Source organism: Saprospiraceae bacterium, assembly GCA_016716185.1.
Classification (GTDB): Bacteria; Bacteroidota; Bacteroidia; order Chitinophagales; family Saprospiraceae; genus Vicinibacter.
This window is the reverse complement of sequence record JADJWV010000002.1, coordinates 683184-697975: the sequence shown is the minus strand read 5'-3', so window position 1 is coordinate 697975 and position 14792 is coordinate 683184. Positions and strand designations below refer to the sequence as shown.

Genomic DNA, 14792 nt, shown 5'->3' with positions numbered 1-14792 from the left:
TCCTTTGACAAATAAAAAGACTATCGGGGAGCTCTTTTTTTTCTTATTAACAATTTTAAACAATAAATCTGAGACTTGGTTCCACCAGCTCCGAAATTTTAACATTTTAAGAATCAAATCTCCTTATCTTTAACCACCAATTTCCCAAAAGCTACGATTCAATTTATTTATTAAACAAGTCAACATGAAAATTAACTTTTACTCTATTTTACTGATTGTCTTAAGCTTAAATACAGCTGTGGCACAATCACCCAGAAAAGCTCTGGTTGAACATTTCACGCAGGCTTCCTGCGGACCCTGTGCGTATTACAATCCCCTGATCGCACCCATCCTGGAAAGAAATCAAGCCAAGGCTTGCAAGATTGCCTATCAGGTAAGCTGGCCAGGCGTGGATCCGATGAACAAAGACAATCCATCTGAAGTCCAAACCCGTGTGAATTACTATGGCGTTCAGGGTGTTCCCGATGCCTATCTGAATGCAGCCAGTCAGGGAGCTCCCACCACAACCATTACAGATGCAACGATTCAATCTGCTACTTTGATTCCGGCTCCATATACGATTGAGATCCAAAATAAAATACTGCCCGATTACAATTCGATGGAAATTGCGGTCACCGTCACCAGAACAGCTGCGGTAAATGGGTCGCCTATGATGCGCGTAGCTGTTTGTGAAAAAGTAATAGAGTGGCTGGCCCCTCCGGGAAATAATGGCGAGAAAGTATTTCATCACGTCATGAAAAAATTCATGCCGAACACCACGGGAACCAACATTTCTGAAATCGATGCACCCGGAAAAAGCAAGACTTACACTTTTGTTTATAAATTTGACAAGGTTTACAATTTCAGAAATCTGGAGACGGTTGTTTTCATTCAGAATGATGCTACCAAAGAAATATATCAGGCAGAAAATGCCTATTTAGATCTGACGCCAAATCCCGGCAACGATGTTTCCATCAAAGAAAGCAGTGCTTCCGGGGTATATGGCGATACGCTCATTTGTGGTACGCAAACCAGTCCTATCGTAAAAGTGATCAATACGGGCAATGCAACGATCACCAATCTCGATATCAATTACAGCATCAACGGTGGATCTGTAAAAACATACTCGTGGACCGGCAGTATCAAATTTTTAGAGGATAAAGACATAACCCTGCCTGCGATCGATTTTACACCAGTTAAAGGAAGCAATACACTCACTGTTGATATTTTAAAAGTAAACGGTCAGGACGATATCGAACCGTTAAACAACAAAACCGATGCAGTATTCTACCCTACTCCTTCGACGACTTTGACATCCACTTTTGAATTGAAACCTGCTGCTCAACCCACACAGATCAGTTTCAAAATCTACGATGACCAAAATCAGATTGTCGTAGAAGGCGGTCCATTCACAGATAATCTCGCTAAGAAATATTTCTTAACTCTTGCGAAAGACAAGTGTTACAAAATCAGCGTAACCAACGGAACCAGTAGTCTGAATGGAACGTATAAAATCTTTGACGACCAGAATAATCAGATCTTCCAACAAAGAGTGATCGGCACGGGTACGTTTTCGAGATATTTCAGCACGTACGAACTCGTAACGGGTGTTGATCAGCCTGCTGCAGATCAGAATTTTATGGTTTATCCAAATCCGGTAAGCGATTTGTTGAATGTTGAAATCGCATCTGCACACAGCAGCTCAACACTTATCGAGTGCAAAAACATCAGCGGTGTTTCTGTTTGGAACCAATCGACTTTACTGAATGCAGGAAAAACAACCTTAAGTATTCCAACTTCAAATTGGAATAGCGGAATTTATATCATCTCTTTAACGACTCCGGGTGGAAAACAAAGCCGGAAGATAGTTGTACAGTAGGATTTTGACGAGGAATAGCTGAAAGCGAAAAGCTTGAAGCGAAAAGGGCTTGTAGGCTTGGAGTCCCGATAAAATATAGAGAATTATTTCTTTACTAAAATATTATGCAATTTTATCGGGATGGAGGCTTGGAGGCTTGGAGGTGTGTAATTGAGCGAAAAAGCTTAAAGCGAAAAGCTTAAAGCGAAGATTTTGCATTCTAAATTCAAACTAACTAGTGTTAGTTTAAACAACCTCTTTCCAACCCATACCAAAACTAACACCTAACATCTATCAACAAACAACTAAAACTGATCCCGACATTCTGCACTGCCAACTGCTGACTGCCCACTGCCAACTGCCCACTGCCTACTGCCCACTGCCCACTGCCCACTGCCAACTGCCCACTGCTCACTGCCAACTAACAACTAACAACCAACAACTGCCAACTGCCAACTGCCAACTGCCAACTGTTAACTATTATCTCTTCCCCTTTTTTTCCAAAAATAAACCGGCAATCCGGCTATCACTAAAATAAAACCCAGAAGGCATTTGATTTGGGCCTGTTGTCCCTGGGTGTAGGCCGATACATCGGCATAGATGGTCATGATCAAATAAAAGAAAGTGAAAGCGATAAATCCAAGTGGTAACCAGGGATACCAGGGAACCCGGTAAGGCCTTGATGCTTCAGGCATTTTGACTCGCAGCCAGATCACACCGGCTGCCGACATGCCGTAAAAGAACCAGCTAACAAAGATTAAGAGATCGGTAAGCATGTCAAATGAACCTATCAAAACCAGAACCGATGCCCAAATGGTGTTTGCCCACAGCGCTCCGGAAGGACTCATGGAATCCAAACGAACGTTTGTTAGTTTGGATGAAACCGGATAATCCTGAAAAAAAGAAAAGCTGACGCGGGAGCAGGACAAAATATTTCCATTGACAGCACTCAAGACTGAAAGCAACACGATGCTACTCAGAATCAGTCCTCCCCATTTAGGAAAAACCACTTCTGCGGCCAGAGCCGCCACGAAATTGGAAGATTGAATCGCCGGCAAGGGCAGGACATAGAAGATAGCAAGATTAAACAACAAATAAACCCCACAACAAATACTGATTCCGATCAATAAACTTTTGGCGATTACTTTTTCGGGATTTACAATTTCGCCGGCAATGAAACTCACATTATTCCAACCATCGAAGCACCAAAAGATCCCGGCAAGTGCAGCCACGCAACCGATGATCGATAGATTCGAAGCTTGTAAAAGAGGATCCTGCGGTGCGGCATCTGATCCAAATATAAACAGGCATGCCATCAACCCAAACAGAATGAAAAGTTTGCTCCAGGTAAGCCATCGCTGGAGTCTGGCAGATTCATTTACACTGAAAACATTCACACAGGTAAAAAGCAACATGATCAGAATCGTCATGAGTTTTCTGCCGAAGTGCTCCAGAATAAAAAATTTTCCAAGTCCCGGAATACTTATCGAATATGAAGATTCAGTGATTTGGTCAAAGCGGTAAAGTGGCCAGAGATAATCCAGATAATAGGCAGCCACGTATGCAATAGATGCAATTCCTGCAGTATTGATAACAATGAATCCGGACCATCCGTACAGAAAGGCAAACAGTTTTCCGTACATGTGTTTAAATAAGATGTATTGTCCGCCGGTTTCCGGAAACAAACTGGCCGCCTCAGCATTGGTCAATGCGCCCATCAAAGTCATGAGTCCAGCAAAAAGCCACAGAGCCAGTATGCCTTCCACTGAAGGAAATTGCTGCGCAATGGTGGCAGGTTTAACAAAAATTCCCGAACCGATGATATCGCCAATCACCACGGCAACAATGGTCAGGAAAGTGAGTCGGCGTGGGAGTTGGGACATGGTTTGATTGAAAATAAGTTAGGAATAGCTTTAAAGCTCGGAGCGAAAAGCTGAAAGCTGAAAGCCGAATGAAAAATGCAAAAAGTTTAAACGTTTATACATCTCTTTATAGAATTTTCCAAGTTCTCTAACTTCCGCTTCTTGCTTTTCGCTTTAAGCTTCAAGCTTCCTCTCAAAACTGAAACGCCAATCTCGCAAACAATCTCCGTCCGTTGCCGCCCATCTGAACAGCATCCCAGGGACCGCCAGTTTCGTTGTTGTATGCCCAGCCTGCAGCACCGGGTGCGAATCCCAAATCGGGATGGACGTTCCATAGATTATCAACACCGAGATAAATTTTTGCGCCTTCCATAATTTTAACGGAAGCAAAAACATCGTGTACCCATCTGCGGCGATAATTGTATTCATCCCGCACGCGGATGTTTTCATCAGCATCGGTGGGCACCTGTGGTTCGAGGGTATTGAAATCGCCATAACCCAATAAATTCACTTGTCCAAAATAATTCAATCTCGTGCCCACAGAAAAACGATCCCAGCTATAATCCAAGGCCATCCCAAATTTTGTTTTCGGTGCAGAAGCGATCAGAAAATATTGCTCGCGTTCGCTGAAGAAATATTCTCTATTGGACTCGGATGTATTGAGCTCAGCCGGAATATTGATCTGATCAATTTCCATTTTTTGTGCATTTCCGGTGAACAGGTATTTCAGGTTGCCGCTTCCACAAGAATGGCTGTATTCGAGAACCACATCGATACCCATGTTGGTAGTGTTGACTGCGTTGGCAAAAAACTGCGCATAACTAACCTTTAGATTATTCAAAATATCTCTGAGGTTTTGACTGAGTGAAGCATCATCTGCACTGAATTGTCCGGAAAGCACTACTCTGTCTTCGACTTCTACTCTATAAGCGTCTACTGAAAAAATCAGATTATTTGCCGGACGCAATGTAATACCTAAACTCACGTTGACCGATTCTTCTTGTTTCAGTTCGGGAATTCCGGCTGCACGGGTTATTGGACTTGAATTGGGCGCAATTTTTACTTCTGAGATCAGACCACCTTGCACGGTTGTAAAAGTTGAACTGAAATTGATTTGTTGCAAGGAAGGTGCTCTGAAGCCCGTACTTACAGATGCACGTAAAGCTGTTGTCGCATCAATTTTATACCTACCCGTGAATTTGTAATTGGAAGTAGAACCAAAGTCGGAATAGTTTTCATAACGGAAGGCTGCGCCGAGCAACAATGAACGACACACATCCGTTTCTACGTCTGCATAGACGCCAAATGTATTCCGCGATGCATCCACTTCGTCACCGGGCTGATAACCCGGGAATCCCTGTGCACCGCTTGGTTTGTCGGGATTGTAATTGGCATAGGAGGCTTCTTCACCGGCATACAATTCATAATTTTCAGAACGATATTCTGCACCCAGGGCAAGATGCATTCCTTTGAGTATGGATGGTATTTCTCTGGATAAATTCAGATTCGCCGTGGATTGCGAAAATTTAAATCCTCCATCGTCAAAATGAGTTTTGTCGGCTCCGAGACCTGCATTAAAAGTCTGGTCGCCGAAAAAATGAAAATCGTTGCTGCCGTGCGTTCCGGAAAGATCATAATTCCAATTTTCTCCAAGTTTTCCTTTCAGTCCGAGTGTTCCTGAAAGATCGCTGATCTCTGTCTGGATGTGCGGATTGTAATAATAAGAACCTGCACCATCTGATTTGATGATGCCCGGAACCTGAATGAGATTTCCGGAAGCATCTGTTGGAAATCTTTCGGGATTGTCGCCAAATCTGCGCGTAAATGCAAAGGCATCTGTCTCGCGCGAAGTATAATTTGCAAAAGCATACAGACTACAATTGCCATGATCATTGAGTGGATATTCTGCATTGAGTCCTGCTCCGATTCCATCGTAAGAACCATCTCCATGTGTTCTTCTATAGATATTGAAAGGTAAAGTTTGCGATGGATCCTGGCGGTAGGTTTTGCTTGTTGTTACATAATCAGCAGTGAGATTTAAAAATCCGCCCTGGCTACCCAGATTGAGTCCGTAATTTGCTCCGGCTGAAAAAGTTTTACCATCGAGTTTGCTGTCGTATTCGTTGTAACCCTGATCTTTTGACAGGATGGTATTGTACTCGTCGTCGTAATATGCTGCGTAACCCACATTTCCGGTGAGTTTTCCGGTTTCTTTTTTAAGGATGATGTTCATTACTCCTGCGATGGCATCAGAACCGTATTGTGCGGAGGCACCATCCCTGAGTATTTCTATGCGATCAATTGATGTTTGTGGTATGGCATTCAGGTCAGTTCCGGAATTGCCTCGACCGCGAGTACCAAAAACTGATACAAAGGCTGATTGGTGTCTTCTTTTTCCATTGACCAGGACTAATGTTTGATCCGGACCAAGTCCGCGCAAAGTACCAAGATCCACATGATCTGCTCCGTCTGAGCCCGATTGTTTGGAATGATTGAATGAAGGAGCTGAAAAATTCAGCAAGGAAGTAACATCCATTTTTCCGGTTGGAAATTGGGTCTGACTGATAGGCACCACATCAACGGGAACGGGAGTTTCCGTACGGACTCGATTGCTGCGACGCGTCCCAACAACAACGACCTGATCCAGTTCCGTTAAAGCACTCTCTAAAATGATTTCGTGGGCCAGACCTGACACGGGCTCCCAATCCCGGCTCTGAAAACCTACCAGGCTCACCCGTATTTTTTCCCCTTTGTTTAATGCAATACTGAATTCACCTTTGGAATTGGTGTGCGTACCGCGGGTTGTGGAAATCACTTGCACGGAAGCTCCTTCCAGGGCATTGCCGTCTTTGTCTTTAACCAAGCCCTGAATATTCATTTGAGCAAATGCAAAAGTGGTGAGCAACATGAAGCTTACCGTAGCGAACAGTTGTTTTTTCATAAGGCTTTATTTTGTTTGAATATGAGTAATGAAATGTAGAAATTGGAAACATAAAAATTAAGGCCACCTTTTGAGTGGCCTTAAGATCAATATACCGTTGTGATTATTTAATAACTGTGAATGTTTTTTGTTTTAACCCTTTGTCGGTTAATATTTGTAAATGGTATTGTCCTGCATTCAAATGCTGCACATCCAATCGGGTTTGATAAACATCTGAACCTGATTCGTCGAGTTCATAATAAAGAATTCTGCCTGACTGATCGATAATGTTATATACCAATCTTGAAGAAGTTTCATTAAGTTTAACATCGACATTCAGAAAATCTTTAGTGGGTGTTGGGAATACACTAAGTTGTGCTTCGTGATCTGGTAATTGTTTGCTTGCTACCAGGCAATTTCCAGACATCACTAAGGATGCAGACAAGCCCGCCCTCAATCCAGTAAACAAGAAAGCAGCATTTTCAAAATCGGGTACACCGGTATTTGGATCGTATCCTGTAATTCCTAAATAAGGCAATTCAGTATCGGTCATGGTTCCTGCATTTGTCATCAACAGATTGTTACAATTGTAATCCATTCCTTCATCAAATCCAAAGAAAGGCAATTCCGAACCTGTAAATCGAACACCAACAAAGAATCTCATGTTATCTGCAGGAATCATATACCCCGGGTCGCCAGAATTAAAATCCTCTAATGGAATGCGAACGACAGCGCCTGAGCGTGTTTCAGCTGCATCGAATGTGAAAGTACCTAAAGCAAGAAAACTCACTTCAGCATTTGTGGCATTTCCATCGCCATCAGCATCATCCCAACCATAAAGAATTGCTTCCGGGGTCAATCCGGCTAATGTTGCGGGTGCACTAACCGTCATGAAATATAAAATACTGTCAATTTTACATCCGGCACCGTAAGGAATTCTCACACCCGTCAGATATTCTGCATTTGTACCATCTGATCTCCTGTAGGAAGAAGTAGCAAATGGATCCCGTAAATTGGATTGTAATCTTGATTTTGATATAATATTGGATGTTAAATAAAATTCAGACACTGCTACGTTATCGAATGGGGATTGGTCTGTTTGATCTGAACTCACGGTGTAAGTAACTGTACCTTTACCAATTGAATTACCAGGTACATTGCCCGTTAAATCAAATGGTGGTAAAAATGCCGATCTCGTTGAATCAATTTCAATAACAAGAGATCCATCAGATGAGTTATTATATAATTCTGAAGCGCTCCCTCCTGAAGGTGTGAAATGGATGACAGCATTTACCTTACCCCCGGTTTCAATATTTCTACCCTTGTTGGTGACATCAGAGCCCGGTGTGATAGAAAAATCTCCGGCATTACGGATCCAGCCACCAGGATATGTGCCATAAGGTGCGTGGCAAATTCCAGCTCTGTTATTTGTAGCAACATCGTGATCAAATCGAATATTTCCAATACTGATGTTTACGGGTCCGTTAGCCATTTCTGCCTTGATGCGTTCCCCATCTTCAAAGGAGATCATGACCACAGGAAAATCTGTTCTGATTTGGGCACCGTAGGTTCCTGCACCCATTCCTGCTACTCCACCATTGGGGACATTATTAATAATAATGCATCCTATACCACCCCAATCCTGTGCCTGCAAAGCTTTAAAACTAAAATTGCAGGTTCCTCTGTTAACCAGAACAATTTTACCGGCAAGTTCAGATTTGTTGGTTACGGTATCGCAACCATCTCCAGTATTGGCACCATCGTCCATCATCATGGCTGCGTCCGCTGTCCAAATATTTGATAATAAATCTGCACCCCAGGCTGTGGCCGTACCAAACTGATACGAACCGGCTATGGAGGCTGGAGAATTGACCACTACAGATTGCGCTGTAAGTGTTGAAACTAAAAGATAAAAACATAAAAGGTGTATAACTTTCTTCATAAGCATGGTTTTAATTAAAGTAAAGTTAACAATGCTTTAACTAATAAGGAAGAGTGTATTTATATTATTTTTATTAAAATATTTAATAAATTGTATTACAATTAGTTATAGAGTATCATTAAAATAGAAATCGGGATGACCTAAGCGAAAATTTCTAATGATCTGAGTGCCTTTCCCATTTGAAAGTTGGTTCAAAAATTTTCGAAGCAGCAGGATTTAACCAGGGATGTTCCCAATTGATGAAGTGCCTGAATTCCTGAATTAAATTAATGCTGTTTAATTTCTCTGAAAGAGATAGCGTTCTGGTTCTTGAATTTAAATCGTATTGACTGCTATCAATTTTATCTTCCCGATTAAAACAAAATTCATCTGAAATCAGGATCTGATCTCCCCATTGATCCTTTTCAAAGATATCAACGATTGCATTCGACATTACCTGCGTCGATATCCATGGTATTTTTTGCAGAATCACAAATTTGTAAAATTCATACAACCAACTTTGGTTGACAGGCTTAGATTCATTGGACTTTCCCGGATTGAATACCAGCGGACTGTTGAGAATACATACTTTCATACCTTCAGCTTCTGCACGATAAATTTCCAGCTCCGCCTGATACAAGGTTTTTGTCCACTCGTTGAGAAAAACCGGATTTCCTTCCGCACCCGTTTTTATCAAATCGGGGATTCCTGTACGAAGTAAAGTATATGCAGAACTCAGGTATACCAGACCAGCTACGCCCGAATACAAGGCGTTATTAACCAATTCCCGGGTAGCCAGGGTGTTGATCTTTTGCAATTTTTTGTGATCTTCTTTTCTAAACGCCAGAAGAGAAGTATTGTGAAGGATCACATCAACTCCGGCTAAATAAGGATCATAGGATATGGGATCGTCAAGGCTTCCGTGAATCCATTCGACATCAGACAATTCCTCATGCTGACCCAAATAAAGCGCTTTGACCCGAACATTTTTTTCAATAAATTTTTCAATCAAGTTGATACCAAGTTCAGTATTTCCGTCGGTGATCAGAATGGTTTTACTGTGCATGTCCCGGAGGGTTATTAAACTTCAGCGTGTAATTGGCCAATAACATGCGCTCTGTAGAATCGAGAATACTTTCAAAACCGGTCATGGTGTTGCGTCCGTGTGTAATGACAAGATAGCGTTCATCTGCGCTCAGCATCGAGTATTTCAATTTGACAGCCCCATTTATGGAAATGCTGCCATCGCCACCGTGACAATTGCTGCAGTATTTACGATACTGAGCCCCCACTTTTGCTTGAAGATCTTCCGGGCCTGTCTGTTGCTTGCATGTCAGAAAGAACAGGCCAATCGAAAACAAGGAACTTGCCAACCCCAAAATCCTGAGCTGAAATCGCTTCACCTATTGAACATTAAGCATTGAAAAGAGTTGGTAAAGGTACATGTGGATCGCGATTTTTATGAAATTTATTGATCGTTGGTCTTCTCATGGAACTCCAAACACGTGTTCGCATTTTATTTAACTTCTCTTTTCAAATATTAACATGATTCGGCACAAGTTTCCTCACTATAAACAGCATCTTTGTAAAAACCTCCGGATGAAAGCCTTTTGCATTGCCATCAGCATTTTCAGTTTAAGTTCATTTACCTATGGTCAGGAATCCTTCACCCTGGCGGAAGCCCTTGAATACGCCCGCAGCCATAGCCTGGACTTACAAATCAAGAATCTGGACATCAGAGATGTGGACGGGCAAATTCAGGAATACACGGCCATTGGGCTGCCCAAACTCCAGGCGAATGTCGGATACAATTATTTTATCAAATTACCTACCAGCATCTTTCCGAATTTTATTGAACCGGCTATTTACGATGTGCTTTTTGATGAGAATTTATTGCCCCGCAGAGATCTGGAAGAACCAGGAGGAGTTCCCGTGCAGTTTGGGACCAAGCACAATTTAAATGCCGGATTAGAGCTCAACACCTTATTGTTTGACGGTAGTTTTTTTATCGGACTCAAAGCACAAAAAATGTACCGCGAACTCATTCTCAAACAGATTGTCCAATCAGAAGCAGAGCTCCGGTATGCAGTCACTCTGGCATACCTTTCGGTGTTGACCCTACAGGAAAATGTGAGTATTGTCCAAAAAAACCTGAGCAATCTCCAAAAAGTAAGAAATGAAGTGCATGAAATATTCAAAGCCGGATTTGCAGAGAAACTGGATGTGGACCGCATCGATTTGTCGGTACAAAACCTGGAAGCCGAACTCGAAAAACTGCAAAAACTAACAAATGTTAGTACCACCTTGCTCCAATTCCGGATGAATTATCCTTTGGATAAGACCATCACTTTAAAAGACAATCTGGGCGAACTGATGAACCGGGCTTATCTGGAAGTTATGAATCCGGAGTTTCAACTGAATATCCAAAACCGGCCGGAGCACCCCGTTATTTTGCAAGGGATCCGTCTTGCAGAAATGAATATCAAAAGATATAAATTCAGCTATTACCCCAGCCTGTATGGATTTGCGGCGTATCAGCAAAGTTTACAACGGAACAAACTTTTTGACAGCAATGACAATGGTTGGTTCCAGACTTCCAATGTGGGTGTAAATTTATCCTGGCCACTCTTTACCGGATTCGACCGGAAATCAAAAATTCAAAGGGCCACCGTAACCCTGGATAAGACCAAATTACAACTCCAGCAATTCGAGAATGGAGTACAACTCGAATTTCGGAATGCAAGGACAGAATATTTGAATGCGATGGTCACCTTAGAGAACAGGAAAAAATCATTGGCTCTCGCGGAAAAAATTTACGATACTGCAAAAATTAAATTTAAGGAAGGCGTAGGCTCCAGTCTCGAGGTCACATCGGCCGAGCGCGATTATTTCCAAAGCCAATCGCATCACATCGAAGCACAATTCCAACTCATACAGGCCAAAGTTAAACTCGACAAGAGCATGGGTACACTCTAAAATCTAATCCAATGAAAGATCTCCGCAGGGAATATACCCAATCCATTCTGGAAAACGAACACTTGTTAGCCGATCCTGTCGAACAATTTCAGGAATGGTTCAGACAATGTGTGGAAGGCGGTGTTCAGGAACCCAACTGTATGGTCCTGTCGACGGTATCGCCCGATGGCAAGCCCTCTTCGCGCGTGGTATTGCTCAAAGAAATCAAAGATTCCGGATTTGTTTTTTTTACCAATTACAACAGCCGCAAATCTGTGGAAATGGAAAGACAACCGGCGGTGAGTTTGCTGTTTTTTTGGGAATCCATGGAAAGGCAGGTTCGCATTGAAGGTAAAGCTGTTAAAATTCCCGAATCCGAATCGGATGAATATTTTTACAGCAGGCCTTTGCTGAGTCAGATTGGCGCCATGGTATCGCCTCAAAGTAAAGTGATCCACGATCGGTCCGAACTCGAGAATGAGCTCCAAAATGTGCTGGAAAACCATGTACCCGTAAAAAGACCGGCTCATTGGGGTGGATTTATCGTGCAACCCGATTATTTTGAATTCTGGCAGGGACGTGAAAACAGGTTACACGACCGGTTTGCCTATACTTTGAGTAGCAGTAACTGGCTCGTAGCCAGGTTGGCACCATAGCTGTATAATTTCGCGAATTCTTGACAAATTGACCCCTCAATCGGGCCTTTTGTCATATCGCCAGGCAATTTACCCCAATGGCACGGCTATTGACGAAGTTATCTACCTTACATTTTACATTACAAACCAGATTGCATGAATTTTAATCCCTATGAGTTTGAGACCCATCTGCAGGATGACGGAGAAGTATTGCCATTTGTAGCCGTTGCCGATGATGAACTCCCTGTAAGAGAAGACAACATTGGCGAAATTCTACCGGTAATGCCCTTGAAAAACACGGTGTTATTTCCCGGGGTTATCATTCCTATAACTGTTGGCCGAGAAAAGTCCATAAAAGCGGTCAGTATGGCCAATGAATCTGACAAATATATTCTGGTACTTACACAGATCGATCCCCAAACCGAAGAGCCTGGAAGTGCAGATGTGTATCAAACGGGTACGGTCGCTCGCATCGTAAAACTATTAAAAATGCCGGATGGCAGTCAGACAGTCATTTTACAAGGAAGGAAAAGATGCAGAGTATCCGAATGGTTGAATGAAGACCCCTATCTGAAGGCAAAAATTGTCAAGAGGGAACATCTGATCAGTCCAAATAAACTCGAATACGAAGCCATGATCTCTTCCATTCAGGAAAAATCGAGGCGTATCGTTGAACTCACCCCTCAAATTCCTAACGAAGCCCAGGTGTTGCTGAAGAACATGCAAAACGACCGGTTTTTACTGCATTTCATTTCCTCCAATCTGAATATTTCCATTCAGAAAAAACAGGAACTGCTGGAAATGGATGAGTTGCATAAAAAAGCAGAAACGTTGATCATTTACCTGAATCACGAAATTCAGTTGCTAGAAGTCAAAGACCAGATAGAATCCAGAGTACGTACTGATCTCGAAAAACAACAGCGGGATTATTATCTGAACCAGCAATTAAAAACCATTCAAGAGGAACTGGGGCAGGATCCCGTCGAGCAAGATGTAGAAGACCTCATCGAACGTGCAGATAAAAAATTGTGGACGAAGGAAGTCAAGGAACATTTCGATAAGGAATTGAATAAGCTCCGGAGAATGAATCCGCAGGTAGCTGAATATTCAGTTCAAATGAATTACCTCGATCTGATGGTAGACCTACCCTGGGAATCGTACACTACAGACCGCTATGATCTTGCAAAATGCCGTGAAGTGTTGGACAAAGATCACAATGGACTCGAGAAAGTCAAGGAACGCATCATCGAGCATTTGGCTGTACTCAAGCTCAAGGGCGATATGAAATCTCCGATTCTTTGTCTTGTGGGTCCGCCGGGAGTTGGAAAAACATCCTTGGGAAAATCAATCGCACAAGCCTTGGATAGAAAATTCATCAGGATGTCGCTGGGTGGTTTACACGATGAATCAGAGATACGTGGGCATCGCAAAACCTATATCGGAGCCATGCCGGGACGCATTTTACAATCCCTGCGAAAAGCAGGATCAGCCAATCCTGTATTTATACTTGACGAAATAGACAAAATTGGAAAAGATTTCAGGGGTGATCCTTCGTCAGCATTGCTGGAAGTTTTGGACCCTGAACAGAATTCAAGTTTTCATGACAATTATCTCGATCTTGAATTTGATTTGTCTAAAGTATTATTTATTGCTACGGCTAATTCTTTAAGCACGATCCAGCCTGCTTTGCTCGATCGCATGGAGATCATCGAATTGCAAGGATACAGCACCGAGGAAAAAATTGAAATCGCAAAAGATCATTTAATTCCCCAGGTACTTGAAGAGCATGGAATCAAACCAAAGCAGTTTAAGATCAGCGACCGCATACTTGAAAAAATCATCCAGGATTATACACGCGAATCGGGGGTAAGAAGTTTAAGAAGGCAGTTGGCAGGAGTAGCAAGAAAAGCTGCTGCACTTATAGCAACAAAACCCAAATCGGTATACCAAATTAAAGAAGATGGATTGGTTGCTGCATTGGGTGTTGCCAGATTCAACACTGAACGTTATCAGGAAAAATTACCAAAAGGCGTAGCGATTGGACTCGCATGGACTCGTGTAGGTGGCGATATCCTCTATATCGAAACCAGTATTTCCTCAGGTAAAGGAAAACTAGTCTTGACGGGGAATTTAGGTGATGTTATGAAAGAATCTGCAAGTACTGCATTGAGTTTCATCAAAGCCCACGCAGAAGATTTAAATATTGATCCGGAATATTTTGACAAGTACGATTTTCATATCCACGTTCCCGAAGGTGCCATTCCCAAAGACGGACCTTCTGCTGGAATCACCATGTTGACTTCCATTTATTCTGCGATTCGAAATAAGTCTGTCAAACCATTTCTTGCCATGACCGGAGAGATCACACTCAGAGGAAAAGTATTGCCTGTAGGAGGTATCAAAGAAAAGATCCTTGCAGCAAAACGCGCAGGAATTAAAACCATCATGTTGTGCAAGGAAAACCGGGTGCATGTCGAAGAAATAAATCCGGAGCATATTAAAGGCCTTCAATTTCAGTATGTGGATACGATGGATGAAGTGTTGAGGTTTGGACTTTGAGTTGAGCATGAAGCTTCTACCTCATTACGTTGTGCGTAGTCTGAAGACTACGCTAAGCTTACGTAGTGCGTAGTCTTCAGACTCCGCGAAGCCTGTAGGCATG

Annotated in this window: 10 protein-coding genes; 4 read left to right on the top strand and 6 right to left on the bottom strand. The window is 42.5% G+C overall.

The genetic code is table 11. The annotated features are described in order from the left end of the window. Positions 1 to 184: 184 nt before the first annotated feature. Positions 185 to 1858 (top strand): Omp28-related outer membrane protein, encoded by a 1674-nt coding sequence (locus IPM34_04570; protein MBK8954817.1) that lies wholly within the window; start codon positions 185 to 187, stop codon positions 1856 to 1858. Between the two features lie 256 nt (positions 1859 to 2114). Here IPM34_04570 and IPM34_04565 read toward each other — a convergent pair whose 3' ends face one another. From IPM34_04565 to IPM34_04540, 6 genes are all read right to left on the bottom strand, one after another. Then, the gene (locus tag IPM34_04565; GenBank protein ID MBK8954816.1) at positions 2115 to 2252 is read right to left on the bottom strand and encodes a hypothetical protein; all 138 of its coding nucleotides are present in this window, start codon (positions 2250 to 2252) and stop codon (positions 2115 to 2117) included. A gap of 58 nt (positions 2253 to 2310) precedes the next feature. Then, a complete protein-coding gene (locus IPM34_04560; protein MBK8954815.1) occupies positions 2311 to 3720 on the bottom strand; it encodes an amino acid permease in 1410 nt (469 codons plus the stop codon). Between the two features lie 172 nt (positions 3721 to 3892). Further along, positions 3893 to 6640 (bottom strand): TonB-dependent receptor, encoded by a 2748-nt coding sequence (locus tag IPM34_04555; protein MBK8954814.1) that lies wholly within the window; start codon positions 6638 to 6640, stop codon positions 3893 to 3895. 103 nt (positions 6641 to 6743) lie between these two features. Further along, positions 6744 to 8561 carry a T9SS type A sorting domain-containing protein gene (locus tag IPM34_04550; GenBank protein ID MBK8954813.1) on the bottom strand — a complete coding sequence of 606 codons (1818 nt, stop codon included), beginning with the start codon at positions 8559 to 8561 and terminating at the stop codon, positions 6744 to 6746. Positions 8562 to 8715: 154 nt separating this feature from the next. Beyond that, the gene (locus tag IPM34_04545) at positions 8716 to 9606 is read right to left on the bottom strand and encodes an SDR family oxidoreductase (protein ID MBK8954812.1); all 891 of its coding nucleotides are present in this window, start codon (positions 9604 to 9606) and stop codon (positions 8716 to 8718) included. After that, complete coding sequence (locus tag IPM34_04540; protein MBK8954811.1) at positions 9596 to 9943, bottom strand: cytochrome c; 348 nt, start codon at positions 9941 to 9943, stop codon at positions 9596 to 9598. The genes IPM34_04545 and IPM34_04540 overlap by 11 nt, the downstream gene beginning before the upstream one ends. A gap of 196 nt (positions 9944 to 10139) precedes the next feature. Here IPM34_04540 and IPM34_04535 point away from each other — a divergent pair, with 196 nt between their 5' ends. The 3 genes from IPM34_04535 (at position 10140) to lon (ending at position 14689) form a co-directional block, all read left to right on the top strand. Continuing rightward, complete coding sequence (locus tag IPM34_04535; protein MBK8954810.1) at positions 10140 to 11516, top strand: TolC family protein; 1377 nt, start codon at positions 10140 to 10142, stop codon at positions 11514 to 11516. Positions 11517 to 11527: 11 nt separating this feature from the next. Then, positions 11528 to 12151 carry a pyridoxamine 5'-phosphate oxidase gene (gene pdxH / locus IPM34_04530; protein ID MBK8954809.1) on the top strand — a complete coding sequence of 208 codons (624 nt, stop codon included), beginning with the start codon at positions 11528 to 11530 and terminating at the stop codon, positions 12149 to 12151. Positions 12152 to 12286: 135 nt separating this feature from the next. After that, positions 12287 to 14689 carry an endopeptidase La gene (gene lon / locus IPM34_04525; protein ID MBK8954808.1) on the top strand — a complete coding sequence of 801 codons (2403 nt, stop codon included), beginning with the start codon at positions 12287 to 12289 and terminating at the stop codon, positions 14687 to 14689. Positions 14690 to 14792 lie beyond the last annotated feature (103 nt).

Bases quoted from the DNA above. Each gene is read 5' to 3' on its own strand.
- IPM34_04545 (MBK8954812.1), bottom strand. From the start codon at position 9,606: ATGCACAGTAAAACCATTCTGATCACCGACGGAAATACTGAACTTGGT.
- IPM34_04570 (MBK8954817.1), top strand. From the start codon at position 185: ATGAAAATTAACTTTTACTCTATTTTACTGATTGTCTTAAGCTTAAAT.
- IPM34_04550 (MBK8954813.1), bottom strand. From the start codon at position 8,561: ATGAAGAAAGTTATACACCTTTTATGTTTTTATCTTTTAGTTTCAACA.
- pdxH (MBK8954809.1), top strand. From the start codon at position 11,528: ATGAAAGATCTCCGCAGGGAATATACCCAATCCATTCTGGAAAACGAA.
- IPM34_04560 (MBK8954815.1), bottom strand. From the start codon at position 3,720: ATGTCCCAACTCCCACGCCGACTCACTTTCCTGACCATTGTTGCCGTG.
- IPM34_04555 (MBK8954814.1), bottom strand. From the start codon at position 6,640: ATGAAAAAACAACTGTTCGCTACGGTAAGCTTCATGTTGCTCACCACT.
- IPM34_04535 (MBK8954810.1), top strand. From the start codon at position 10,140: ATGAAAGCCTTTTGCATTGCCATCAGCATTTTCAGTTTAAGTTCATTT.
- lon (MBK8954808.1), top strand. From the start codon at position 12,287: ATGAATTTTAATCCCTATGAGTTTGAGACCCATCTGCAGGATGACGGA.